The following is a 21,061-nucleotide window of genomic DNA, read 5'->3' as shown; positions in this document are numbered from 1 at the left end:
TCTGATAAACGAAAGCCCCCGCTTTTGCGGGGGTTTTCATTTGGCCGAACGGCGCAGCCAGATATACCAGGCCCCCGCGCCGCCATCGCGCGGCTGTGCCGGCACGATACGCAAGATCATGGGTGCCAGGGCGGGTGCCGCCAGCCATTGCGGCAAAGCATGGCGCAACACCCCGCGGCGGTGTGGCGTGTGGTGAAACGCATGATCAACCTGCCGGCCTTTGCCTGTGATCACCAGAACCATCTTCTTGCCCTCGGCATGGCTGCGGCGGATAAACCCGTTCAGCGCGTCATGCGCCTCGTCCAGAAACATGCCATGCAGATCCAGCCGCGCCTGCGGGCGTTCGCGCCCCGTGCGCAGTTTCGCCATTGTGCGACGGTCAAGCTGGCTGACGCCGGGCGCCTGGGCGGGGTCGGGTGCCGTATCGATATGCGTGGTCGCCGCACGGCTTGCACCTGTGCGAAATCGGGCAAGTTTTTGCACATCCACCGGGCGCGGATGCACCACGGGGGGGATGGGCGTGGCCAGGTCCGGCACCATTGCGGCGGGCGAGGCTGCGGGCTTGCGCAGCGATTTGCGCACCTCATCCCACAACGCGCGCTCTTCCGCCGTCAAGACGCGCTTGCGCCGCCGGCTCATTGCAACCGCGCCGCGGCCGCCCGCGGCAACAGGGTAATGGCCCGCCCGCCATAGCGGATGACCCCGGCGCGCAAGCCGATCTCGGCGCCTTCGCCAAAGTATATGTCGGCCCGTTGCGCGCCACGCACATCGCTTCCGGTATCTTGCGCCAGCATCAGGCTGCGCAGGCTTTCACCACCGGCATTCATTTCCAGCCAGACTGGCGCGCCAAGCGGAATATAGCGCGGATCAACCGCGATAGAGCGCATGGCCGTCAGCGGCACCTGAAACGCCCCGATCGGGCCAAGCGACGGATCGAGCTGGATTTCGCGAAAGAAAATGTAGGACGGATTGTGCAGCAACGCCGCCTCGCCCCGGCCCGGATTGGCCCGCACCCACTGTTTGAGCCCGTCTGGCGTGGCATTGTTCGGGCTCAGCACGCCAATGCGGATAAGTTCGCGCGCCGCCGATTGGAACGGATAGCCATTGCGCCCGGCAAAAGCGATACGGATGAGCGACCCGTCGGGCAGGCGGATGCGCGCCGAACCCTGCACATGCACATAGAACGCATCGACCGGATCATCGAGCCAGACAAGCTCCAGCCCGCGCCCGCGCAACAGGCCCTGGGTTTCAATCTCGGCGCGGCTGGCCCAGCGCCGCCCGCCAGCAACTTCGGGCGGCGGGCGGTAAAGCGGATAACGGAAGCGTTCGGTGCGCTGGCGCGAGCCGGGCAGTTCCGGCTCGAAATAGGCGGTAAACTGCGGCGGGCTGCCATCGGAAATCAGCGCCGGCTGGAACCAGCTTTCAAAGAACAGCCGCGCCGGATAGGGCGCATCCAGCACACCCGAGGCCGCAGCGCAGGGCAGGCTCCAGTCTTCTGCCTGGCTGTAACGGTTGCCGCGAATGCGCCCGCAACCGGCGCGAAACATGCGCAATGCTGCAAGATGATCGTCGTTTTGCCAGTTTTCGAGCTGGTCAAATGTCAGCAATTGCAACGATTGTGCGGCACCGCCATGCGGCACCGCCAGCCCAAGGCCGGCCAGAAGCGCAAGGCGCCGGAACCAGCGCCCTGCCGTCATTCCCCGGTTGCGACCAGTTGCCAGTTCGGGTCATCGCTGCCCATGATGCGCGCAAATGTCCAGTCCGAGACCTCGCGCCGCACGGTGGTATCGTCGCCCTCGACCACATTGCCATCCTGATCGCGCACGATCGAGGTCATCTCGGCAATGAAATGCAGGCTTAGCTCGGCATGGCCGGAGGATTGGTTGTAGCTGGCGCTCGACAGCCTGGCTTCGCGAATGCCAATGAAATTTGCCTCGACCGTCAGGCCCTGATCGGCGCGCGCATCAATACCGGCTTCAAAGGCCGCCAGCACATCGGGGGCCAGAAAGCCGGTGACGCTGCTCAAATCGCCGGATTCATAGGCCATCAGCACCATTTCATGCGCGGCGCGTGCCCCGCGAATGAACTCGTCCACCGAAAAGCCCGGCTCGACCCGCTTCATGGCGGTCAGCGCCTTGCCGGTTTCGCTATCGGCCGCGGCAAAATCGGTGATATCATGGTCGGGCGTACCGTCGATTACCTCAAACCGGCGCCGCGGGTCCGCTGCCGCCGGGCGCGCCTCGTCATCGGGTTCAAACCCGTCACGGGTGCCCAATACGTTTTTGATGCGTAACACCAAAAACAACAAAACAGCGGCCAATATGACCAGTTCTATCATCTGAGCAGACATGCGAGCCTCAAGCTTGGGTTTATTTCTGTTCTTACGCTTCCTATGTAAGGTGCCATGCGCCACAAGTCTATGGCAGGGCGCGCCAAGAAAGGCTGGAAGATGCTGTTATTTGTCCTGTTGGTTGCAATCCCGATCATCGAAATCGCGCTGTTCATTCAGGTGGGTGGGGCGATCGGGCTTTGGCCAACGCTGGCGATTGTCGTGGCCACGGCCTTCATCGGCACATTCCTGATCCGCGCGCAGGGAGCCGCTGCAATGGAACGGCTGCGCACAGCCCTGTCGCGCGGGCAAGACCCAAGCGGCGCTTTGGCCGACGGTGCCGCCATACTTCTGGCCGGTGCTTTGCTGCTGACGCCAGGGTTTTTCACCGATGCGCTGGGGCTTGCCTTGCTGTTTCCGCCCACACGGTTCCTTATTTTTCGCGCCATCCGTTCGCAGGTGAAGGTGGCGGGTTTTGCGCAAACCCAGCGCGGCCCCGATGTGGTTGAGGGTGAATTCGTGGAAATCGACCCCGATGCGCCCCAGCCCCAGCCCCGCAAACCCAATGATGATTGAGGATTGCCGCCAGAGGTGCTAAGCCGCGCCAATGGCAAAAACCGAAGGAAAAATCATGGCCGATGACCAAAACGCCGCCCCGACACAACCCAGCCAGCCCCAGCCCACCCAACCCCAGCCCCCCAGGCTGAATGTTCTGGCGCAATATATCCGCGATCTGAGCTTTGAGAATATCACCGCCCAGAAAGGCAACGCCCAGCAGGGCAAGCCGGAATACAAGGTGCAGGTCGGGCTCGACGCCAAGAAGATTGCCGACAAGCGGTTTGAAGTGGCCATCAAGCTGAAGGTCGACGCCGCGGTTGCCGAAACGCCGATCTTCATTCTTGAGCTGGATTATGCCGGGCAGTTCATGGTCGACAATGTGCCCGAAGCACAGATGCACCCGTTTTTGATGATCGAATGCCCGCGCATGATTTTCCCCTATCTGCGCCGCATTGTCGGTGACATCACGCAAGATGGGGGCTTTTTGCCGCTGAACCTCGATTCAATGGATTTCCTGAATATCTACCGCCAGGAAGTGCAGCGCCGCGCGCAGGCCGAAGCCGCAAACGCGACGATCAGCTAAGACTTGTTCCAAAGCGCGTCATCGCCCAGCTCGGCAATAAAGGCCGCATGGGCGGTGCGCTCGGCCTCGGTAATGCGCGCCGGCAGGGGTTTTGGCCGTTGGCCAGGTGTGGCGGTGCCTTGTGCCGTGCTGTTCGTGCCGGAATTGTTGGCCACGAGTGACAGGCCAAAATCCGGCTGCCGGCCGCCAATCAGTTCCAGATAGACCTCGGCCAAAATCTCGGAATCGAGCAATGCGCCGTGCAGAACGCGCGATGAATTGTCGATATTGAAACGCCGGCAAAGCGCGTCGAGCGAGTTTTGCGCGCCCGGATATTTGCGCCGCGCGATTTCAAGCGTATCAAGCGCCTGGCTCATCGGAATGGGTGCAAGCTCGGCCCAGCGCAGCTCGGCATTCAGGAATTTCATGTCAAAGCTGGCATTGTGGATGACCAGCTTGGCCTCGCCGATAAATTCCAGAAACGCGGGCGCAATGGCGGCGAAAACCGGCTTGTCAGACAGGAATTCTTCCGAAAGCCCATGCACATTGAACGCGCCTTCGGGCATATCACGCTGCGGGTTGATATATTGATGATAGGTATTGCCGGTCGGCATATGGTTGAACAGCTCGACACAGCCAATTTCAACGAGCCGGTCGCCCTTGTCAGGGTCTAGCCCCGTGGTTTCGGTATCAAGAACAATTTCACGCATGGGGCGCAGCTTCCTGCAACCGGGCGATAAGCGCAAGCACGGCTTTGCGCACGGGTGTGACTCCGTTTCCTGTGTCGAACACCCAGTCGGCGCGGGCGCGTTTTTCGGCATCGGGCATTTGGCGGGCAAGGATGTTGTTCAGAAAATCATCGCTCATCCCCTTGCGCGCAAGAACGCGGGCGCGCTGGATTTCGGGCGTGGTGGACACAACAAGCACACCATCGAGCCAGGTTTGGGCATTGGTTTCGAACAAAAGCGGAATATCGAACAGCACCAGCGGGGCGCGGGCATGGCGTTCAAGGAAAGCCGCGCGGTGCGTGGCGACAAGCGGGTGAATCGCGGCTTCGATCTGCGCCAAAAGCGGCGGGTCTTTCTGGATTTCGCTGCGCAAAGCCGCACGATCAACGCCATTGTCACCAACAGCGCCGGGCACGAGTTCCGCAAGTGCCGCAACGCCGGCACCGTCTTTTGCATAAAGCGCGTCAACCGCTGCATCGGCATCCCAAACCGGCACGCCCGCCGCGGCAAACAGCGCCGCCGTGGTCGACTTGCCCATGCCGATTGACCCGGTGAGCCCCAGCCGATAAGGGCGCTGGCTCATTCCAGCATATGCGCGCGCAGCGCATCATCCACTTCGGGGCGCTGGCCGAACCAGTTTTCAAAACCCGGCACGCCCTGATGCAGCAGCATCCCCAGGCCATCGACCACTTGCAGCCCGCGCGCGCGCGCCGCCGCCAGAAACGGGGTTTCGATCGGGGTATAGACCAGATCAGTCACCAGGGCGTTGCGCGGGGCGGCATCCAGCGCGAAAGGCAGATCGGGCTGGCCATCCATCCCCAGGGCCGTGGCGTTTACAATGGTTGCCGCGCCTTCCATCGCATCGGCCGAACGGTTCCAGTCGATCACCTCGACACGCGCACCAAAATCTTCGGCCAGAATTTCGGACCTTTGCCGTGTGCGGTTCGAAAGCAGTATTTTCGGCACCCCTTCGCCCAGCAGGGCCGCCACCACCGCGCGCGCCGCCCCGCCGGCACCGATGACCACGGCAGGGCCGTCTTTTGGCTGCCAGCCGGGCGCGTTCTGGTGCAGGTTCTGAATAAAACCATAACCATCGGTATTATCGGCACGGATCGAGCCATCGGGTTTGATGAAAATCGTATTGGCCGCACCAATAAGTGCGGCGCGGTCGGTCGATGTATCGGCCAGTTGCAGCGCGGCAATCTTGTGCGGAAGCGTTACATTCAACCCGCGAAACCCCAGTTTCGGAAGGGTTTTGAAGGCATCAGCCAGATCGGCCGGGCGCACCGACATCGGAATGTAATAGCCGCGTATCTTGTAGTTTCGCAGCCAATAGCCGTGCAGACGCGGCGATTTGCTATGCCCGATCGGATGGCCGATGACCCCGGCCAATTGGGGTGGCTGAATTTCCGGCGTGTCATTCATTGTTGGCAAATCTTCCTGGCGCGCAAAAAATCTAACAATTCGAGCAGGGGTAGCCCCAAAATCGAAAAATAGTCGCCCGCGACCGAAGTGAAAAGCTGTGCCCCGCGATATTCAAGCCGATATGCGCCAACTGTTGCAAACAAGTTGCTACCTTCACGGCCAAGATAGTCTTCCAGAAAGGAATCGCTGAAATCACGCATCACAAGTTCGGCCCGCCCGATATGCCGCCAAATCGGCCGCCCTTCATGAAAGATGACTGCTGCGGAAAGCAAGACATGCCTTTGCCCGCGCAACTGTGCAAGCTGGTCGCGCGCCATCTCTATTGTATCGGGCTTGTCAAACAGCACATCATTGCAAACCAGAACCTGGTCGGCACCCAGCACAATGGCATCGGGGCGCTTTTGGCCGATGCGCCGCGCCTTTGCTTCGGCCATGGCATCGGCGATATCGCGCGCGGGCGCGCCTTCGGCCAGAAGCGCGGCCTTGATGGCGGCTTCATCCACCCGCGCGGGGGCAATTTCAACCGAAAGACCGGCCGCGCGCAGCATATTGGCGCGGGTTTCCGATGATGAGGCAAGAATGAATGGCATTGTCATGGACTGCTCTTAGCACAGGTGCGAAAATTCGCCAGCATGATGCGCCAATCCCGCCTGTGGATGAAACCGGGGGTAAGCCCAGGGAGAAGTCTGGTGGTAAAATTGCAGCACCGGATTTGTGGCGTTTCATACCCGTCACGCGCACAGCCCGGCCCCAAGCCAGCCACAGGGGAGCGTTTCGTCCACTGTTTATGGTTTTGGTTGAAAACCAGCAAAAACTTTGTCGATTCAACGGATTTAGCACCAGATTTCATGTGGAAAACTCTGTGCAAAACCTTTGTTTTACGGTAATCCCCATAACTCATAGGGTTCTACAACAACCTCTATTTTTCTATATCTTAAGAAAGAAGAAGGCATGGCAGTAAAGATCGAAAAAAGCCTGCTCCGTGTGTTGGGTGGCGAGGTTCTGGCCATGCCGCCGGTTTGGCTGATGCGCCAGGCAGGGCGGTATCTGCCGGAATATCGCGCAACCCGCGCGACAGCGGGCGGATTTCTGGAACTGTGTTATTCGCCCGACCATGCGGTCGAGGTCACGCTCCAGCCAATTCGCCGTTTTGGCTTTGATGCGGCGATTCTATTTGCCGATATCCTGCTCTTGCCGCAAGCTTTGGGTGCCAAGCTGTGGTTTGAAACCGGCGAAGGCCCGCGCCTTGTGCCAATTGTGACCCGCGATGACCTTGAGCGCCTCAATCCGGTTGAGGCAATTCATGATACATTGGCGCCGATCTATGAAACCGTGCGCAGGCTGACGGCGGAACTGCCGAAAGAGACGGCGCTGATCGGCTTTGCCGGCGCGCCCTGGACCGTTGCCACTTATATGATTGCCGGGCGTGGCACGCCCGACCAGGGCCCGGCGCGGCGGATGATGTATGATGATCGCGCACTGTTCGCCGATCTGATTGATCTGCTGACCTTGGCAACAATCGAATATCTGGCCAGGCAAATCGAAGCTGGCGCCGAGGTTGTAAAGCTGTTTGACAGTTGGGCCGGTGCGCTTTCGGGCAGCACATTTGAAGAATTTGCGCTGAAACCGGCACAAAAAATTGCCCGTGCGCTGAAATCCCGCTTCCCGCATGTGAAGGTGATCGGGTTTCCGCGCGGCGTGGGTGGCGGCTATGAGCAATTCGCCAGAACCGGCGATTTTGACGCCCTGGCGCTCGACAGTTCGGTGCCCGCGCGCTGGGCGCGCGATGTGCTGCAACCCGATGTTGCCGTGCAGGGGAATCTTGACCCGATGTTGCTGGTTACAGGTGGTGCGCAATTGCGTCACGAGGTGGAGCGATTGCAGGAAATTCTGGGCAACGGGCGCTGGATTTTCAACCTCGGCCACGGCATAACACCCGAGGCAGACCCGCGACATGTTGAAGAATTATTGAATATTATCAAAGGTTAGTGCGATGATTACCGATTTTCTGGCCGATGCCTATCGCTGGATTCTGGCGCTTCACATCATGTCGGTGATTGCCTGGATGGCGGGCATGTTCTACCTGCCGCGTCTGTTTGTTTACCATGCCGAACGCGCCCCCGTGGGCAGCGAACAATCGGAAATCTTCAAAGTGATGGAGCTGAAACTGCTGCGGGTGATCATCAACCCCGCAATGCTCGCCACGTGGTTTTTTGGCCTCTGCCTTGTCTTTACCCCCGGCGTGGTGGACTGGGGGCAGGTCTGGCCCTGGGTCAAGGCGGCAATGGTTCTGGCGATGAGCGGCTTTCACGGCTGGCTTTCAACCCGGCGCAAGGAATTTGCGCGCGATGAAAACACCCGCAGCGGCAAAACCTACCGGCTGGCCAACGAACTGCCCACGGTTTTGATGGCGGTGATCGTCATTATGGTGGTGATCAAGCCGTTCTGATTGACATTTCGCCACGAATCTTCATAGTGCAGCCACCTGGTCGTTCTGACCCTATGGTTTTTCCCCCTGAAGTTGGAGAGCGTGGCATATGTGCCACCACGTATGTTGATGTTTGAAACCGCCACAATCGAGCGTTTGTCGCTTGCCGAGCTGAAAGCCAAAACCCCGTCCGACCTGCTGTCGATGGCCGAGGAGCTGGATATCGAGAACGCCGCCTCGATGCGCAAGGGCGAGATGATGTTCGAGATCCTCAAGGAAATGGCCGAGGAAGGTGTCGAGATTTCTGGCGATGGTGTGCTGGAAGTGCTGCAAGACGGTTTTGGCTTCCTGCGCTCGCCCGTGGCCAACTATCTGGCCGGGCCCGATGATATTTACGTTAGCCCCGCGCAAATCCGCAAATTCTCACTCCGCACCGGTGATACGATCGAGGGTGTTATTCGCGCACCGGGCGAGGGTGAAAATTACTTCGCGCTGGTCAAGCTGACCCAGATCAATTTCGACGACCCCGAGGTTGCCAAACACAAGATCCACTTCGACAACCTGACCCCGCTTTACCCCGATCAGCGCTTCAACATGGAAATCGAAGACCCGACGATCAAGGACCGTTCGGCGCGGATTATTGACCTTGTCGCCCCCATCGGCAAAGGCCAGCGCTGCTTGATCGTGGCGCCGCCGCGCACCGGTAAAACCGTTCTGCTTCAAAACATTGCGCATTCGATTGAACGCAACCACCCGGAATGTTTTCTGATCGTTCTGCTGGTTGACGAGCGCCCCGAAGAGGTGACCGATATGCAGCGCAGCGTGAAGGGCGAGGTTGTTTCCTCGACCTTTGACGAACCCGCCACGCGCCATGTGGCCGTTGCCGAAATGGTGATCGAAAAAGCCAAGCGACTTGTAGAATGCAAGCGCGATGTGGTGATCCTGCTCGACTCGATCACGCGCCTGGGGCGCGCGTTCAACACGGTAGTTCCAAGCTCGGGCAAGGTGCTGACCGGCGGTGTTGATGCCAATGCACTGCAACGGCCAAAGCGCTTTTTTGGCGCGGCGCGCAACATCGAGGAAGGCGGCAGCCTGACGATTATCGCCACCGCGCTGATCGACACCGGCAGCCGCATGGATGAGGTGATTTTTGAAGAATTCAAAGGCACCGGCAACAGCGAAATCGTGCTTGACCGCAAGGTTGCCGACAAGCGCGTCTTCCCGGCGATCGATATTCTGAAATCCGGCACGCGCAAGGAAGACCTGCTGGTCGACAAGGCCGAACTGACGAAAATGTTCGTGCTGCGCCGCATTCTCAACCCGATGGGCACGACCGATGCGATCGAATTCCTGCTCGGCAAGCTCAAGCAAACCAAATCCAACAGTGATTTCTTTGATTCGATGAATGCCTGAACGGGCAGGCTGACAACAAGGCTTTGGCCGCGATGGATGACACGATTTTTGCTTTAGCCTCGGCGCGCGGCCGGTCTGGCGTTGCGGTCGTGCGCATTTCCGGACCGCGTTCGCAAGCCGCGCTTGCGGCGCTTGGCGCTGAAATGCCCGCACCGCGCGTGGCGGGTTTGCGCAAGTTGCGCCAGGGCGATGCGGTTCTGGACGAGGCTTTGGTGCTGGCCTTTCCCGAACCAGGCTCGTTTACCGGCGAGGATGTTGTCGAACTTCACCTGCATGGCGGCACGGCGGTGGTGGCATCGGTGCTGGCGGCATTGGCCGCGGTTGATGGTTTGCGCCATGCCGAAGCGGGCGAGTTTACCCGCCGCGCGCTGGAAAATGGCCGCCTGGATTTGGCGCAGGTCGAAGGCCTGGCCGACCTGATTGATGCCGAAACCGAGGCGCAACGGCGGCAGGCGATGCGGCTGATGCAGGGCGATCTGAGCCAGAAAACCGCGCTTTGGCGCCAAAATCTGGTCCGCGCGCTTTCGCTTCTGGAAGCCTCGATCGACTTTGCCGACGAGGATGTGCCGGTAGATGTTTACCCCGAAGTGAACACGCTTTTGCGGGGCTTGGTTGAAATATTCAATAAGGAAATCAAAGGTGTAGGCGCAGCCGAGCGGATTCGTGACGGGTTTGAGGTGGCGATTCTCGGCCTGCCCAATAGCGGCAAATCGACCCTGATGAACAAGATCGCGGGGCGTGAAGTTGCGCTGACATCTGAAATTGCCGGCACAACGCGCGATGTGATCGAGCTGCGAATCGACCTGGGCGGCTTGGCGGTGACATTGCTCGATACGGCCGGGCTGCGCGAAAGTGGCGATGCGATAGAGACGATGGGCGTTGAACGCGCGCGCAACCGGGCCGAAGGCGCCGATCTGCGGGTGTTTCTGCTTGGCGAAATGGGTGAACTGGATGCACTAGGTGTTGCTTTTCGTGAGGGCGACGAGGTTGTATTCGCCAAGGCCGACCGCGCACCCAAGGAAGGCCCGGCGGTTTCGGGGCTGACGGGCGAAGGGATTGACGCGCTGCTTGCGCGTATTGGCGCCACATTGCAGCAGCGCACGGCGACGATTGGCACGGCTGTCAAACAGCGGCATATGCTGGCGCTGCAACGTGCCGCAACCGCGCTGAATGCGGCGAGCGCGCAGCTTGAATGGGGCAGCGCACATGCCGAACTGGCGGCGGAAGACCTGCGTGTGGCATTGCGCGCCCTTGACTCATTGATCGGTAAGGTGGATGTCGAACAGGTGCTGGATGTGATATTTTCCAGCTTCTGTATTGGCAAATAGGATGTGTTTCACGTGAAACATTATGATGTCATCATTGTGGGCGGTGGCCATGCTGGCGCCGAAGCCGCACATGCCGCCTGGCGCCGTGGCGCGCGCACGGCCCTGGTCACCCATCGCTTCGACCGGCTTGGCGAAATGTCGTGCAATCCGGCAATTGGTGGGTTGGGCAAGGGCCATCTGGTGCGCGAGATTGATGCGCTAGACGGGTTGATGGGCCGCGCGGCCGATAAATCCGGCATCCAGTTTCGTCTGTTGAACCGCAAGAAAGGCCCGGCGGTGCAGGGCCCGCGCACCCAGGCCGACCGCAAGCTTTATCGTCTGGCGATTCAGGACGCGTTTCGTGGCCTCGACGGGCTGGATGTGATCGAGGCCGAAGTTTCGGATCTGCGCGTGGAAAACAACGCCATATCCGGCGTGATTCTGGGTGATGGCGCTCAAATTCATGCCCGCGCGGTCGTGTTGACAACCGGCACGTTTCTGGGTGGCGTCATCCATATCGGCGACAAACGCCATACGGGTGGACGGATGGGTGATGGCGCTGCCATTCCGCTGGCCACGCGCCTGCGCGGGCTGGGCCTGCCGATGGGGCGGCTCAAAACCGGCACGCCGCCGCGGCTTGACGGGCGCACGATTGACTGGTCGGTGCTAGAAAGTCAGCCGGCCGATGATGACCCGGTGCTGTTTTCATTCCTGTCCAGCGCGCCGACAGCGCGACAGATAAGTTGCGGCATCACACATACCAACCCGCAAACACATGATATTATTCAGAATAACCTGTCCAAATCCGCAATGTATGGCGGCCATATCGATGGTGTTGGTCCGCGCTATTGCCCGTCGATCGAAGACAAGGTTGTGCGGTTTTCCGACAAGTCTTCGCACCAGATTTTTCTGGAACCCGAGGGGTTGGACGATCCGACGATCTATCCGAACGGCATTTCAACCTCGCTGCCCGAAGATGTGCAACACGCCTATGTGCGCTCGATCAAGGGGCTGGAAAATGTCACGATCCTGCAGCCGGGCTATGCCATTGAATACGACTATCTCGACCCGCGCGCGCTAAGCTCCACGCTTGAATTGCGCGCGATTGGCGGGCTGTTTCTTGCCGGGCAGATCAACGGTACAACGGGTTATGAGGAGGCCGGTGCGCAGGGGCTGGTTGCCGGGCTGAACGCGGCCGCATATGCGCGCGAACTTGCACCGGCGATGATCGACCGGGCAAGCGGATATATCGGCGTGATGATTGACGATCTGGTCACACGCGGCGTGGCGGAGCCTTATCGGATGTTCACCTCGCGCGCCGAGTTTCGCCTGTCGCTGCGCGCCGATAATGCCGATCAACGGCTCACGCCACTGGGGATTGCGCTTGGCTGTGTATCGGCCAAGCGGCGCAAGGCCTTTGAGCGGAAGATGAGCGAACTGTCCGCGGCGCGGGTTCTGTGCGAATCGCTCACCACCACACCGAAGGCGGCCGCTACGGTCGGGCTGAACCTCAACCAGGATGGCCAGCGTCGTTCGGCGCTCGACCTGCTGCCGCGACCCGATACAAGCCGGGCGCAGCTCTTCGCCCTGTGGCCAGAACTGGCTGCGGTCGCGCCACAGATCCTGACGCAGCTCTCCTATGATTCTCTTTACGCCAGCTATATCGAGCGGCAGGCGCTGGATGTTGCGGCCATGCGGCGCGACCTTGCCCGGCGCATTCCCGACGGGTTTGATTATGCCAGCATTGCCGGGCTTTCGGCTGAATTGCAGGCGAAACTTGGCAAGGCAAGGCCGGAATCTCTGGAACATGCCCAGCGTATCGACGGGATGACACCGGCCGCACTTACCCTGATTCTGGCGCGGCTCAAATCAACGCCCATGCGGGCAAGTGCCTGATGTCTAATGATAATGTCGGGCGTTCTCAGTTTCTGTCGCGCTTTTATGTTTCACGTGAAACATGCGCGCGTCTGGATATCTATCATGCCGAGCTGGTCCGCTGGACCGAACGGATCAACCTGATCAGCCGTGCCAGCGTTGCCGAAATCTGGCAACGGCATTTTGCCGATTCCGCGCAGCTTTTGGCATTGGCCGGCACCGCGCAGGGCCAATGGGCCGATTTTGGGGCCGGGGCGGGGTTTCCCGGCCTTGTCATTGCCGCGCTCGACCCCACGCGCCAGATGACACTGGTCGAGAGCGACCAGCGCAAATGCGCCTTCTTGCTGACCACCGCACAGAAAATGGGGCTTTCGGTGAATGTGGTTTCCAAGCGAATCGAACAGTGTCCGCCGCTTCAGGCACAGGTCATTTCCGCCCGGGCGCTGGCTGCGCTTGACCAATTGCTTGCCTATGCCGAGCGACATCTTGCCAAAGGCGGTATTTGTCTGTTTCCCAAGGGCATTCAGGCCGAATCGGAATTGACCGCAGCCCGCAAGGCTTGGCATATTGTCTGTGACCTGGTGCCAAGCCAGAGCGACCCGAATGCAACAATCCTGAAAATCCGAGAATTTGCCCGTGTCTCAGCGTAACTCGAACCGCCAGCGCCAGATTATTGCCGTTGCCAACCAAAAGGGCGGTGTGGGTAAAACCACGACCGCTATCAATTTGGGCACGGCCTTGGCCGCCGTCGGGCGGCGTGTGCTTATTCTTGATCTCGATTCACAGGGCAATGCCTCGACCGGGCTCGGCGTCAATCAGGCACAGCGCGATTTGACCACCTATGATCTGCTTTTGGGTGAGGCGAGTTTGGCCGATGTTTCGGTTGAAACCGTCGTGCCCGGTCTGTTCGTTGCGCCCTCAACGGTCGACCTGTCATCGGCCGATGTTGACCTTGTGGAAGACCGCAACCGCGTATTGCGGATGCGTCGTGCGCTGAACACGCCCGAGGCATTGGCTTGCGATTATGACTATATTCTTATCGACTGCCCGCCATCCCTGAACCTGCTCACCGTCAACGCGATGGTCACCGCCAATTCCGTGCTGGTGCCGCTGCAATGCGAGTTCTTTGCGCTGGAAGGGCTTTCGCAGCTCATGCTGACAATTCGTGAGGTGCGTCAAACACTTAACCCCGGATTATCGATTCAGGGTGTCGTGCTGACCATGTATGACAAACGCAACAACCTGTCACTGCAGGTCGAGGCGGATGCGCGTAAAAACCTTGGTGATCTGGTTTATGAAACCACGATTCCGCGCAATATCCGGCTCAGCGAAGCGCCCTCGCATTCCGTGCCCGCGCTGATCTATGATCATCGGAGTTCCGGCGCCGTCGCCTATCAGAAACTGGCCGGTGAACTGCTGCGCCGCCTGAATGACCCGATTACGCAAGAGGAAGAACTCCATGAGCAAACCTAGCCCCCGCAAAAACCTGGGTCGTGGATTGTCGACCCTGCTGGCCGATGTCGATCTGAATGCCGACACCCCGTCGGCCACCCGTGCCGAGGGGCGCGCGCGCGCTGCCGATACCACCCTGCCGATTGAGAAGATCGCGCCCAATCCCGACCAGCCGCGCCGCAGCTTCAAACCCGAAGATCTTGACGAGCTTGTCGCCTCGATCCGCGAAAAAGGTGTGTTGCAGCCGCTGATCGTGCGGCCCGACCCGCATGTATCGGGGCGCTACCAAATCGTGGCGGGCGAACGCCGCTGGCGCGCCGCGCAGCGCGCACAATTGCACAGCCTGCCGGTCATCATCCGCGATTTCACCGATGCCGAGGTGCTGGAAGTCGCGATTATCGAAAACATCCAGCGCGCCGATCTGAACCCCGTGGAAGAGGCGGCCGGCTATCGGCAGTTGATGGACAGTTTTGGCCATACACAGGAACAGCTGGCCATTGCGCTGGGCAAGTCCCGCAGCCATATCGCCAACCTGCTGCGCTTGCTGAACCTGCCTGATTCCGTGCTTGAACATCTGCGCGCCGGGCGGCTTTCGGCGGGCCATGCGCGCACGCTCGTTACCGCCGATAACCCGGACTCGCTTGCGAAAATCATCATCCAGAAGGGTTTGAATGTCCGCCAGGCCGAGGCTTTGGCCCGTCAGGGGCAGGCCCCCGTTGCCAAACGCGTGCTAAAGCCCGGAAAAGACAGCGATACACGTGCCATCGAGGCGGATCTGACCGCGCATCTGCGCCTGAAGGTCGATATCAGCCACCGGCCGGGGGGTGAATCGGGCGCGATCACGATCAGCTACAAAACCCTCGAAGAGCTTGACGGTCTGTGCCAGCTACTTTCGCGCTAGCGCGGCTTGGTGTCGGGGCGGGTCCAGATGAACAGGCACGCGACGCCAATGGCAACACTTTGAATAATAATAATAATCCACGATAGTTGCGCCAGGAAACTCACGCCGATCCCCGCCGACATCGTGAGCGTCGCAATCCATTTCGTGCGCCGCGAGATCGCGCCGCTCTCCTGCCAGTCCCGGATTGGCGGGCCGAAAATCCGGTGGTTCACCAGCCAATTGTGGAAGCGTTTGGATGAACGGCTGAAGGCAAAGGCGGCGACAATCAGAAACGGCACCGTCGGGATGATCGGCAGCACAGCACCCACCAGCCCAAACCCCGTAAAGACCAGCCCGATGGCCAGCCACATGCCGTGGCGCACGCTGTTCATGGCGAAATATCGCGCAAGATTGCGTTCAAGACGATCCGACCGCGCGGCGTGGTGGCCAGCCGAGCGCCCTGTCGCACCAGCAGGCCCTCATTCGCGCAATCGGCCACAGCGGCCATGTTCAGCGGCTGTCCAGCCAATGCCTCGTATCGCCCCATATCGCAGCCTTCTACCAGCCGCATCGACATCAGCAGATACTCGCTTGCCTCCTCTTCGGCGCCTAGCAGCGCCTGTTCCACAGCCCCGTGCCCCTGATTTTCCACCCGTGCCAGCCAGGCTTCGGGGTTGCGCTGGTTTGCGCGCGCAAACCGGCCCTCATTCAGGCTCAGCCGCCCATGCGCACCCGGCCCAACGCCCGCATAATCGCCATAGCGCCAGTAAACCAGATTGTGCCGGCTTTCGGCACCGGGCCGCGCGTGGTTGGACACTTCATAGCCCGGCATCCCCGCCGCATCGCACAGATGCTGGGTCATCTCATACATATCTGCGCCCAGGTCATCACCGGGCAGGCCGCGCAGCTTGCCACGTGCGGCAAGCTCGCCAAAACGTGTGCCATCTTCGATGGTGAGCTGGTAAAGCGACAGATGGTCGACCGCCAGTTCAAGCGCGCCAGCAAGCTCCGCCTCCCAGGCCGCAAGGCTTTGGTTCTGGCGGGCATAGATCAGGTCAAAGCTGACACGCTTGAATAAACCACGTGCAATATCAAAGGCTTGCATGGCTTCAACAGCCGAGTGCATTCGCCCGAGTGCCTTGAGGTCGGGGTCATTCAGCGCCTGAATGCCCATCGAAATTCGGTTCACGCCGGCAGAAGCAAACCCACGAAACCGCTCGGCTTCAACCGATGTCGGGTTCGCTTCCAGCGTTATTTCGGCATCCGGCTCCAACACCCATAGCTTGGCAACCTCATCAATCAGCGCGCCAACCAGGGCGGGCGGCATCAGGCTGGGTGTGCCACCGCCAAAAAAGACAGACCGCACATTCCGCTGCCCGGTCAGCGCCGCATTTGCGCGTAATTCGGTGATCAGCGCGCTTTGCCATTCCGCATAATCCACCTGTTGGCGCACATGGCTGTTAAAGTCGCAATAGGGGCATTTGGCAAGGCAGAAGGGCCAGTGGATATAGATGCCAAAGCCGCCATTTTGCCAATCCTGGCTCATCCCCGCAGCGCCGTAACTTCAATCTCGATGGCCATTTCAGGCCTGATCAACCCGGCCACGATCATCGTGGCCGCCGGGCGTATATCGCCCAGCCAGCGTTCCAGCACGGGCGCGATGACATCAACCAATCCGGCATCGATGATCGTGTATTGCACACGCTGAATATCGTCGCGTGCAAAGCCCGCCTCATCCAGCACCGCGGCAATGGTCTGAAAGCAGTTTTCAGCCTGCATGGCCACATCCTTGGGCATGGCCATTGTGGTATAATCATACCCCGTCACGCCAGAGACAAAGCACCAGTCGCCCTTCACGATCGCGCGGCTAAAGCCCAGCTTCTTTTCAAACGGCGAACCTGTCGAGATGAGCCGGCGGGTCATGTGCTGGCACCTTCCAAACATTGGCGCACAAAGGCCTCGAAGGCGCGGGCGCGGTGGCTGATCTTGTTCTTTTCCCAACGGTCCATTTCACCAAAGGTGATGTCATAGCCATCGGGCTGGAAAATCGGGTCATAGCCGTGGCCCTGATTGCCGCGCATCGGCCATGTAAGCTGGCCTTGCATCACGCCTTCAAACACCTCGTCATGGCCATCGGGCCAGGCCAGCACCAGGGTGCAGTTGAACTGCGCGGTAAAGGGCGCGACAGCACCGCTTTCCTGCACCCGCGCCCAAGTGTCGGTCATCGCCATCACGAAATCGCGCCCATCGGGGGTTTCGGCCCAATCGGCGGTGTAAACACCGGGGGCACCGCCAAGCGCGTCAACCGAAATGCCGCTATCATCGGCCAGCGCGGGCAGGCCGGTGGCCTTGGCAGCGGCATGGGCCTTGATGCGGGCATTGCCGATGAAATTATCCTCGGTTTCCACGGGTTCCGGCAGACCAAGCTGGCCCGCCGACACCGCCTCCACCCCGAATGGCGCCAGCAGCGCGGCAATCTCTTCAAGCTTGCCGTGGTTATGCGTTGCCACAACCAGTTTTTGCGCCACCAGCTTGCGCATTATACAACCGCCGCAGCCTGTGCAGCCACCAGCGCCGCAATACCGCTTTCAGCCAGATCCATCAGCCTGTTCAACTCGGCGCGCGAAAACGGCGCCCCTTCAGCCGAGCCCTGCACCTCGACCAAGCCAAGCTTGCCGGTCATCACGAAATTCGCATCCGTGCCCGCATCGCTGTCTTCCAGATAATCGAGGTCCAGCACCGGCTGGCCTGCATAAATGCCGCAAGACACGGCGGCCACATGGTCGGTCAGTGGGTCGGATTTGATTGCGCCCGATGTCATCAGCGCATTCACCGCCAAACGCAGCGCCACCCAACCACCGGTAATGGCCGCGCAGCGCGTGCCGCCATCGGCCTGGATCACATCGCAATCCACAGTGATCTGGCGTTCACCCAGCGCCACACGGTCAACACCGGCGCGCAGGCTGCGGCCGATCAGGCGCTGAATTTCCATCGTGCGGCCGCCAATCTTGCCCGCCGAAGCCTCGCGCCGCATCCGCGAGCCTGTGGAACGCGGCAGCATTCCGTATTCCGCCGTGACCCAGCCCAGCCCGGAATTGCGCAGAAAGGGCGGCACCCGTTCTTCCAGCGAAGCGGTGCAAAGCACATGCGTATCGCCCATTCTGATCAGGCACGAGCCCTCGGCATGTTTGTTGACGTTGGTTTCAATCGAAATGTCGCGTAGCGCGTCGGTCGCGCGGCCGGAAGGGCGCATGGTAAACTCCTTGTTTTCTGCCTTGGCTCATACATGGCCCAGCCCCGCGCGTAAAGCGCCAGCAATTGACCTCTCCCCGGCCAGTGCCTAGATTTGGGGCATGACGCAGCAAGCATCCCCTCTTGGTGATTTGACATCCCGATCACGCGAAGTGTTTCGGCTGATTGTGGAAAGCTATCTTGCTTCGGGCGAACCCGTGGGTTCGCGCACCCTGTCGCGCAGCCTGTCCGAAGGCGTGTCTGCCGCGACCATTCGCAACACCATGCAGGATCTGGAGCTTCTGGGCCTGCTGAACGCGCCGCATACCTCGGCGGGGCGCATTCCCACACAGCTTGGATTGCGCCTGTTTGTCGACGGGATCATGGAATTTGATGCCGTGCCCTTGCCCGACCGCGCCGAGCTTGACCGCTCGATCGATGGCAATGAATCCGACCTGACCGGCGCGATCGAGCGGGCCGGCGCCATGCTGTCGGGGCTGACGCGCGGTGCCAGCCTTGTTACCGCTCCAAAGCTGGAAGCGCCAATCAAGCATCTGGAATTCGTCTCGCTTTCGGCAGAGCGCGCGCTAGTGGTGCTGGTCACCGCCGACGGGCAGGTCGAAAACCGGCTGATGACCCCGCCACCGGGGATGACCCCCTCGGCCATGCGCCAGGCGGCGAATTTTCTCAATGCCGTGCTGGAGGGCCATACCCTGTCCGAAGCGCGCAGTATTGTTTCACGTGAAATTGCCAAAAACCGTGCCGAACTTGATACGCTCAGCCAGAACCTCATCGAATCCGGTCTTGCCGTCTGGTCCGATGATATGGGCAAGGGCAGCCGCCTTGTGGTGCGCGGGCGGGCGAATCTGCTGGAGGATTCCGCCTCGTCCGCCGATCTTGAGCGCATTCGCCAGCTCTTTGATGACCTCGAACAAAAGCGCGATCTGGAGCAATTGCTGTCTTTGACCGAGGGAAGCGCCGGTGTGCGCATTTTTATTGGCTCGGAGAACAAACTTTTCTCACTTTCGGGTTCCGCTCTGGTGGTTTCTCCCTATATGAACGCCGAGCGAAAGATTGTGGGCGCTGTAGGCGTGATCGGTCCGACCCGGCTTAACTATGCCCGGATCGTGCCGATTGTGGATTATACCGCCCAGCTGATGGGGCGGCTGGTGAACAGCCGCTCACATTAAGTGGAAAGAAGGCAGGAAGTTATGGCGGACGATAAGGATCAACCGTTTCTCGACGATATTGACGCGCTGGAAGCAGAAATCGAGGCTGAAGAGGTGGCCGATGAAGATGGGCTGCTGACCCCGGAAGACATGCAGGCCGAGATTGACGCGCTGAAAGACCGGCTCATCCGCGCCTTGGCCGAGGGTGAAAACATCCGCAAACGGGCCGAGCGTGACCGGCGCGACGCCGAAATGTATGGCGGCACCAAACTGGCCCGCGATTTGCTGAGCGTGCATGACAATCTGAGCCGCGCGCTTGAAACGATCGACGATTCATTGCGCGAACAGGCCGGTGGTTTGGTCGAAGGGTTGGAGCTGACCCAGCGCGAACTGCTTTCGGTGTTCGAGCGTCACCGCGTGGTCATGGTTGCCCCCGAAATCGGCGACCGGTTCGATGCAAAGCTGCATCAGGCCATGTTCGAAGCCCCCGTGCCCAACACCCAGAAAGGCAGCATCATTCAGGTCATGGCCCCCGGCTTTACCATTGGTGACAGGTTGTTGCGCGCCGCCCATGTGGGTGTGTCATCAAACACCGCCCCGGCGGCCGAGCCCAAAAAAACGGATGCTGAAACATAAGGAATGCGCTAAAGTCCTGCCATAACTCACCAATTGGTTGAAATTAAGGTAGGATTATGTGGGACTTTAGCCTTTCCAAAAGTTTCGGATTGATGTTCAAAACCGCACCGTTTGTGGGGCTGCGGCTGGTTGTCTATTTCGGCATTGCCTTGGCCTTTGTGTTTATCACCGGCGTGGGTGCCGGGGTTGGTTGGGGCATTGGCGCAATGGGCGAGGCCGATTTTCAGGCCACCTCCACCGCCTATGGCGGCGTGTTCGGGCTGATCGCGGCCAGCGCCATTCTCTATTTCATCCGCGAATACATTCTCTATATGGTCAAGGCCGGTCATATCGCCGTGCTGGTCGAGTTGATCGACGGGCGCAAACTGCCCGCAGGCCGCGCGCAATACCACCATGCCACCGCCATTGTGAAGCAGCGCTTTGTCGCGGCAAACGTGCTGTTCGGGGTCGATCAGCTTATCAAGGGCGTCATCCGCGCCATTACCGGCATCATGGAGGGCATTGTCAGCCTCATCCCGATTCCGGCGCTGAAAAACCTTGTCGGCATTTTCAAAGTGTTCCTACAGGTTTCGGTTGGTTTCCTCGATGAAATCATCCTTGCCCATGCCATTCGCACCAAGTCGGAAAACCCCTGGGCCTCGGCGCAAGAGGCACTGGTTTTGTATGCACAAAACGGCAAACACATGTTGAAGAACGCCGCGTGGCTGGCGGTGATGATGTATGGGCTGACCTTCATCATCTTTTTGCTGATGCTCGCGCCTGCTGCGGGCATTGCCTATCTCATCCCCGGCGCATGGTCGGCGGGTGGCTTTGTGGTGGCGGTCATCTTCGCGATTGCCGCGCATAAGGCGCTGATCGAGCCGCTTGCCGTGGCCTGCATGATGCAGGTCTATTTCAAGGCGATCGAGGGCCAGACGCCCGATGCGACATGGGATGCGCGCCTGACCAAGCTGACGAAGAAATTCAGGAAGCTGAAGGACAAGGCCGTGGGCTGGATCAACCCCGACCCGGTGCCGGAACCCGCGACGGGGCCGAAAGAAGGCTGAAACTACGCGGGGGGCTTCGGCC

The 21,061-nt window shown here is 60.1% G+C and carries 26 protein-coding genes; 14 read left to right on the top strand and 12 right to left on the bottom strand.

The genetic code is table 11. The features are described from left to right. Positions 1-36 precede the first annotated feature (36 nt). The 3 genes from LGT41_RS04115 to LGT41_RS04105 are packed head-to-tail and all read right to left on the bottom strand — an operon-like array spanning position 37 to position 2,350. The gene (locus tag LGT41_RS04115) at positions 37-639 is read right to left on the bottom strand and encodes a Smr/MutS family protein (protein ID WP_274128781.1); all 603 of its coding nucleotides are present in this window, start codon (positions 637-639) and stop codon (positions 37-39) included. Beyond that, the gene (gene mltA / locus LGT41_RS04110) at positions 636-1,697 is read right to left on the bottom strand and encodes a murein transglycosylase A (protein WP_274128780.1); all 1,062 of its coding nucleotides are present in this window, start codon (positions 1,695-1,697) and stop codon (positions 636-638) included. The genes LGT41_RS04115 and mltA overlap by 4 nt, the downstream gene beginning before the upstream one ends. Beyond that, entirely contained in the window at positions 1,694-2,350 is a 657-nt protein-coding gene (locus tag LGT41_RS04105; RefSeq protein WP_274128779.1) for a Tim44/TimA family putative adaptor protein, read from the bottom strand. Before LGT41_RS04105 ends, mltA begins: the two co-directional genes overlap by 4 nt. Positions 2,351-2,449: 99 nt before the next feature. Between LGT41_RS04105 and LGT41_RS04100 the strand changes: the two genes are divergently transcribed. Both LGT41_RS04100 and secB read left to right on the top strand, forming a co-directional pair. After that, positions 2,450-2,905: an FxsA family protein gene (locus tag LGT41_RS04100; RefSeq protein WP_274128777.1), complete on the top strand. Its 456-nt coding sequence runs from the start codon at positions 2,450-2,452 to the stop codon at positions 2,903-2,905. Positions 2,906-2,960: 55 nt separating this feature from the next. Then, positions 2,961-3,470, top strand: a complete 510-nt coding sequence (gene secB / locus LGT41_RS04095; RefSeq protein WP_274128775.1) for a protein-export chaperone SecB — start codon at positions 2,961-2,963, stop codon at positions 3,468-3,470. Here the strand turns inward: secB and dnaQ are convergent. From dnaQ to LGT41_RS04075, 4 genes are read right to left on the bottom strand one after another with little or no spacing between them, the layout of a single operon-like run. Beyond that, positions 3,467-4,159, bottom strand: a complete 693-nt coding sequence (dnaQ, locus tag LGT41_RS04090; protein WP_274128773.1) for a DNA polymerase III subunit epsilon — start codon at positions 4,157-4,159, stop codon at positions 3,467-3,469. The genes secB and dnaQ overlap by 4 nt on opposite strands. Then, entirely contained in the window at positions 4,152-4,760 is a 609-nt protein-coding gene (coaE, locus tag LGT41_RS04085; protein ID WP_274128771.1) for a dephospho-CoA kinase, read from the bottom strand. Before coaE ends, dnaQ begins: the two co-directional genes overlap by 8 nt. Further along, complete coding sequence (locus LGT41_RS04080) at positions 4,757-5,602, bottom strand: shikimate dehydrogenase (RefSeq protein WP_274128769.1); 846 nt, start codon at positions 5,600-5,602, stop codon at positions 4,757-4,759. Before LGT41_RS04080 ends, coaE begins: the two co-directional genes overlap by 4 nt. Next, the gene (locus LGT41_RS04075) at positions 5,599-6,198 is read right to left on the bottom strand and encodes a Maf family protein (protein WP_274128768.1); all 600 of its coding nucleotides are present in this window, start codon (positions 6,196-6,198) and stop codon (positions 5,599-5,601) included. Before LGT41_RS04075 ends, LGT41_RS04080 begins: the two co-directional genes overlap by 4 nt. Between LGT41_RS04075 and LGT41_RS04070 the strand changes: the two genes are divergently transcribed. From LGT41_RS04070 to LGT41_RS04030, 9 genes are all read left to right on the top strand, one after another. After that, positions 6,186-6,563 carry a hypothetical protein gene (locus tag LGT41_RS04070; RefSeq protein WP_274128767.1) on the top strand — a complete coding sequence of 126 codons (378 nt, stop codon included), beginning with the start codon at positions 6,186-6,188 and terminating at the stop codon, positions 6,561-6,563. The two genes, LGT41_RS04075 and LGT41_RS04070, sit on opposite strands and share 13 nt — an antisense overlap. Beyond that, positions 6,554-7,591 carry a uroporphyrinogen decarboxylase gene (hemE, locus tag LGT41_RS04065; protein WP_274128765.1) on the top strand — a complete coding sequence of 346 codons (1,038 nt, stop codon included), beginning with the start codon at positions 6,554-6,556 and terminating at the stop codon, positions 7,589-7,591. The genes LGT41_RS04070 and hemE overlap by 10 nt, the downstream gene beginning before the upstream one ends. A gap of 4 nt (positions 7,592-7,595) precedes the next feature. Then, entirely contained in the window at positions 7,596-8,051 is a 456-nt protein-coding gene (gene hemJ / locus LGT41_RS04060; RefSeq protein ID WP_274128763.1) for a protoporphyrinogen oxidase HemJ, read from the top strand. A 108-nt stretch (positions 8,052-8,159) separates the two neighbouring features. Then, the gene (gene rho / locus LGT41_RS04055) at positions 8,160-9,443 is read left to right on the top strand and encodes a transcription termination factor Rho (protein WP_274129660.1); all 1,284 of its coding nucleotides are present in this window, start codon (positions 8,160-8,162) and stop codon (positions 9,441-9,443) included. Between the two features lie 32 nt (positions 9,444-9,475). Further along, entirely contained in the window at positions 9,476-10,771 is a 1,296-nt protein-coding gene (gene mnmE, locus LGT41_RS04050; protein WP_274128762.1) for a tRNA uridine-5-carboxymethylaminomethyl(34) synthesis GTPase MnmE, read from the top strand. A gap of 12 nt (positions 10,772-10,783) precedes the next feature. Continuing rightward, positions 10,784-12,646, top strand: a complete 1,863-nt coding sequence (mnmG, locus tag LGT41_RS04045; protein ID WP_274128760.1) for a tRNA uridine-5-carboxymethylaminomethyl(34) synthesis enzyme MnmG — start codon at positions 10,784-10,786, stop codon at positions 12,644-12,646. After that, on the top strand, positions 12,646-13,275 hold the full coding sequence (gene rsmG / locus LGT41_RS04040; protein WP_274128758.1) for a 16S rRNA (guanine(527)-N(7))-methyltransferase RsmG: 630 nt from the start codon (positions 12,646-12,648) through the stop codon (positions 13,273-13,275). The genes mnmG and rsmG overlap by 1 nt, the downstream gene beginning before the upstream one ends. After that, positions 13,262-14,098: a ParA family protein gene (locus LGT41_RS04035; RefSeq protein WP_274128757.1), complete on the top strand. Its 837-nt coding sequence runs from the start codon at positions 13,262-13,264 to the stop codon at positions 14,096-14,098. The genes rsmG and LGT41_RS04035 overlap by 14 nt, the downstream gene beginning before the upstream one ends. Beyond that, on the top strand, positions 14,085-14,978 hold the full coding sequence (locus LGT41_RS04030) for a ParB/RepB/Spo0J family partition protein (protein ID WP_274128756.1): 894 nt from the start codon (positions 14,085-14,087) through the stop codon (positions 14,976-14,978). The genes LGT41_RS04035 and LGT41_RS04030 overlap by 14 nt, the downstream gene beginning before the upstream one ends. Here LGT41_RS04030 and LGT41_RS04025 read toward each other — a convergent pair. Genes LGT41_RS04025 through rph form a run of 5 tightly spaced genes read right to left on the bottom strand, consistent with a single transcriptional unit; the run spans position 14,975 to position 18,210 of the window. After that, positions 14,975-15,349 (bottom strand): YbaN family protein, encoded by a 375-nt coding sequence (locus LGT41_RS04025; RefSeq protein WP_274128754.1) that lies wholly within the window; start codon positions 15,347-15,349, stop codon positions 14,975-14,977. The two genes, LGT41_RS04030 and LGT41_RS04025, sit on opposite strands and share 4 nt — an antisense overlap. Next, the gene (gene hemW / locus LGT41_RS04020; protein ID WP_274128753.1) at positions 15,346-16,503 is read right to left on the bottom strand and encodes a radical SAM family heme chaperone HemW; all 1,158 of its coding nucleotides are present in this window, start codon (positions 16,501-16,503) and stop codon (positions 15,346-15,348) included. The genes LGT41_RS04025 and hemW overlap by 4 nt, the downstream gene beginning before the upstream one ends. Further along, entirely contained in the window at positions 16,500-16,880 is a 381-nt protein-coding gene (locus LGT41_RS04015; protein WP_274128751.1) for a RidA family protein, read from the bottom strand. Before LGT41_RS04015 ends, hemW begins: the two co-directional genes overlap by 4 nt. After that, positions 16,877-17,497, bottom strand: coding sequence for an RdgB/HAM1 family non-canonical purine NTP pyrophosphatase (gene rdgB / locus LGT41_RS04010; protein ID WP_274128750.1), 621 nt, complete (start codon positions 17,495-17,497; stop codon positions 16,877-16,879). Before rdgB ends, LGT41_RS04015 begins: the two co-directional genes overlap by 4 nt. Further along, positions 17,497-18,210 (bottom strand): ribonuclease PH, encoded by a 714-nt coding sequence (gene rph / locus LGT41_RS04005; RefSeq protein ID WP_274128748.1) that lies wholly within the window; start codon positions 18,208-18,210, stop codon positions 17,497-17,499. Before rph ends, rdgB begins: the two co-directional genes overlap by 1 nt. Positions 18,211-18,310: 100 nt before the next feature. Here rph and hrcA point away from each other — a divergent pair, with 100 nt between their 5' ends. From hrcA to LGT41_RS03990, 3 genes are read left to right on the top strand one after another with little or no spacing between them, the layout of a single operon-like run. After that, positions 18,311-19,378: a heat-inducible transcriptional repressor HrcA gene (gene hrcA, locus LGT41_RS04000; RefSeq protein WP_274128746.1), complete on the top strand. Its 1,068-nt coding sequence runs from the start codon at positions 18,311-18,313 to the stop codon at positions 19,376-19,378. Positions 19,379-19,399: 21 nt separating this feature from the next. Next, positions 19,400-19,993: a nucleotide exchange factor GrpE gene (locus LGT41_RS03995; RefSeq protein WP_274128744.1), complete on the top strand. Its 594-nt coding sequence runs from the start codon at positions 19,400-19,402 to the stop codon at positions 19,991-19,993. Between the two features lie 56 nt (positions 19,994-20,049). Beyond that, positions 20,050-21,039, top strand: coding sequence for a hypothetical protein (locus tag LGT41_RS03990; RefSeq protein WP_274128743.1), 990 nt, complete (start codon positions 20,050-20,052; stop codon positions 21,037-21,039). Positions 21,040-21,061: the final 22 nt, after the last annotated feature.

This window comes from Abyssibius alkaniclasticus (genome assembly GCF_020447305.1).
GTDB classification, from domain to species: Bacteria; Pseudomonadota; Alphaproteobacteria; order Rhodobacterales; family Rhodobacteraceae; genus Abyssibius; species Abyssibius alkaniclasticus.
The sequence above is the reverse complement of the archived record's forward strand: the minus strand, read 5'-3'. Positions and strand labels throughout refer to the sequence as shown.

Excerpts from the sequence above, each read along its gene's own strand:
- rph (WP_274128748.1), bottom strand. The coding sequence starts at position 18,210 with ATGCGCCCTTCCGGCCGCGCGACCGACGCGCTACGCGACATTTCGATT.
- hrcA (WP_274128746.1), top strand. The coding sequence starts at position 18,311 with ATGACGCAGCAAGCATCCCCTCTTGGTGATTTGACATCCCGATCACGC.
- LGT41_RS03990 (WP_274128743.1), top strand. The coding sequence starts at position 20,050 with ATGTGGGACTTTAGCCTTTCCAAAAGTTTCGGATTGATGTTCAAAACC.
- rdgB (WP_274128750.1), bottom strand. The coding sequence starts at position 17,497 with ATGCGCAAGCTGGTGGCGCAAAAACTGGTTGTGGCAACGCATAACCAC.
- coaE (WP_274128771.1), bottom strand. The coding sequence starts at position 4,760 with ATGAGCCAGCGCCCTTATCGGCTGGGGCTCACCGGGTCAATCGGCATG.
- LGT41_RS04025 (WP_274128754.1), bottom strand. The coding sequence starts at position 15,349 with ATGAACAGCGTGCGCCACGGCATGTGGCTGGCCATCGGGCTGGTCTTT.
- LGT41_RS04105 (WP_274128779.1), bottom strand. The coding sequence starts at position 2,350 with ATGTCTGCTCAGATGATAGAACTGGTCATATTGGCCGCTGTTTTGTTG.
- LGT41_RS04030 (WP_274128756.1), top strand. The coding sequence starts at position 14,085 with ATGAGCAAACCTAGCCCCCGCAAAAACCTGGGTCGTGGATTGTCGACC.
- rsmG (WP_274128758.1), top strand. The coding sequence starts at position 12,646 with ATGTCTAATGATAATGTCGGGCGTTCTCAGTTTCTGTCGCGCTTTTAT.
- mltA (WP_274128780.1), bottom strand. The coding sequence starts at position 1,697 with ATGACGGCAGGGCGCTGGTTCCGGCGCCTTGCGCTTCTGGCCGGCCTT.
- hemW (WP_274128753.1), bottom strand. The coding sequence starts at position 16,503 with ATGAGCCAGGATTGGCAAAATGGCGGCTTTGGCATCTATATCCACTGG.
- hemE (WP_274128765.1), top strand. The coding sequence starts at position 6,554 with ATGGCAGTAAAGATCGAAAAAAGCCTGCTCCGTGTGTTGGGTGGCGAG.
- LGT41_RS04115 (WP_274128781.1), bottom strand. The coding sequence starts at position 639 with ATGAGCCGGCGGCGCAAGCGCGTCTTGACGGCGGAAGAGCGCGCGTTG.
- dnaQ (WP_274128773.1), bottom strand. The coding sequence starts at position 4,159 with ATGCGTGAAATTGTTCTTGATACCGAAACCACGGGGCTAGACCCTGAC.
- hemJ (WP_274128763.1), top strand. The coding sequence starts at position 7,596 with ATGATTACCGATTTTCTGGCCGATGCCTATCGCTGGATTCTGGCGCTT.
- LGT41_RS04070 (WP_274128767.1), top strand. The coding sequence starts at position 6,186 with ATGGCATTGTCATGGACTGCTCTTAGCACAGGTGCGAAAATTCGCCAG.
- LGT41_RS04080 (WP_274128769.1), bottom strand. The coding sequence starts at position 5,602 with ATGAATGACACGCCGGAAATTCAGCCACCCCAATTGGCCGGGGTCATC.
- LGT41_RS04100 (WP_274128777.1), top strand. The coding sequence starts at position 2,450 with ATGCTGTTATTTGTCCTGTTGGTTGCAATCCCGATCATCGAAATCGCG.
- LGT41_RS03995 (WP_274128744.1), top strand. The coding sequence starts at position 19,400 with ATGGCGGACGATAAGGATCAACCGTTTCTCGACGATATTGACGCGCTG.
- secB (WP_274128775.1), top strand. The coding sequence starts at position 2,961 with ATGGCCGATGACCAAAACGCCGCCCCGACACAACCCAGCCAGCCCCAG.
- LGT41_RS04015 (WP_274128751.1), bottom strand. The coding sequence starts at position 16,880 with ATGACCCGCCGGCTCATCTCGACAGGTTCGCCGTTTGAAAAGAAGCTG.
- rho (WP_274129660.1), top strand. The coding sequence starts at position 8,160 with ATGTTTGAAACCGCCACAATCGAGCGTTTGTCGCTTGCCGAGCTGAAA.
- LGT41_RS04075 (WP_274128768.1), bottom strand. The coding sequence starts at position 6,198 with ATGACAATGCCATTCATTCTTGCCTCATCATCGGAAACCCGCGCCAAT.
- mnmE (WP_274128762.1), top strand. The coding sequence starts at position 9,476 with ATGGATGACACGATTTTTGCTTTAGCCTCGGCGCGCGGCCGGTCTGGC.